We start from the raw sequence: 888 nt of genomic DNA on the forward strand, positions 1-888 counted from the left end.
TGAAGTGACCCCAAAAAGTTAGACTCGTATTTTTTTAAGCAGCATGTAAGGTTTGAGTCCGGTATTGCACTGGACTTAAGCCTTTTAATTTTATCTTGATTCGTTTGTTGTTATAGTAGTCGATGTATTTGGCTAACTCTTGTTTAAAATGTTCAACGTTCTCAAACTCTTGCATATATAAAAACTCTGATTTTAGGATACCAAAGAAATTTTCAATCACAGCGTTATCATAACAGTTTCCTTTTCGCGACATACTCTGGGTAATGTTCTTTTCTTTCAATACCTGACGGTATGAGCTCATTTGGTAATGCCAGCCTTGATCCGAGTGAATCAGCAAATTGTCTTTGTCAGTTAGTCTCTTACAAGCTTGTTCCAGCATTTTAGATACAAGAGAGTATCTTGGTCTTGAATCAACTGTATAAGCGATAATTTCTCCGTTAAATAAATCTAGCATTGGTGATAAATAGAGCTTTTCACCAAAGAGTTTAAACTCAGTTATATCGGTTACCCATTTCTCGTTTGGTTTTTCTGCCTGGAAATTGCGATTCAAAAGATTCGGTGCCGTCTTACCAACATTCCCTTTATATGAGCGATATTTTTTCATCCGAACCATGCTTTTTAGACCTAGCTTTTTCATGAGTCGCTGAACTTTTTTATGATTCACCAGATACCCCAGATTCCTCAGTTCATGCGTAATACGACGGTACCCGTAGCGTGCTTTATGCTCATGGTAAATCGCCTGAATCAATGTTTTTAATTCAGCATGTTTATCTGGACGACCGATTGATTTTACATAGTAATAATAGGTACTGCGTGGAATGCCAGCGAGTTTTAGTAAGGCTTTTACAGGAAATTCAGTCCTTAGTTCAAATACTACTTGTGCTTTGT

At 36.9% G+C, this 888-nt stretch carries 1 protein-coding gene; it reads right to left on the reverse strand.

From position 1 onward, the window contains the following. Positions 1 to 34 precede the first annotated feature (34 nt). A partial coding sequence (locus EDM56_RS30865) for an IS3 family transposase (protein WP_122921741.1) occupies positions 35 to 888 on the reverse strand: 854 nt, incomplete at its 5' end.

It is taken from the genome of Brevibacillus fluminis (assembly GCF_003710825.1).
Classification (GTDB): Bacteria; Bacillota; Bacilli; order Brevibacillales; family Brevibacillaceae; genus Brevibacillus_D; species Brevibacillus_D fluminis.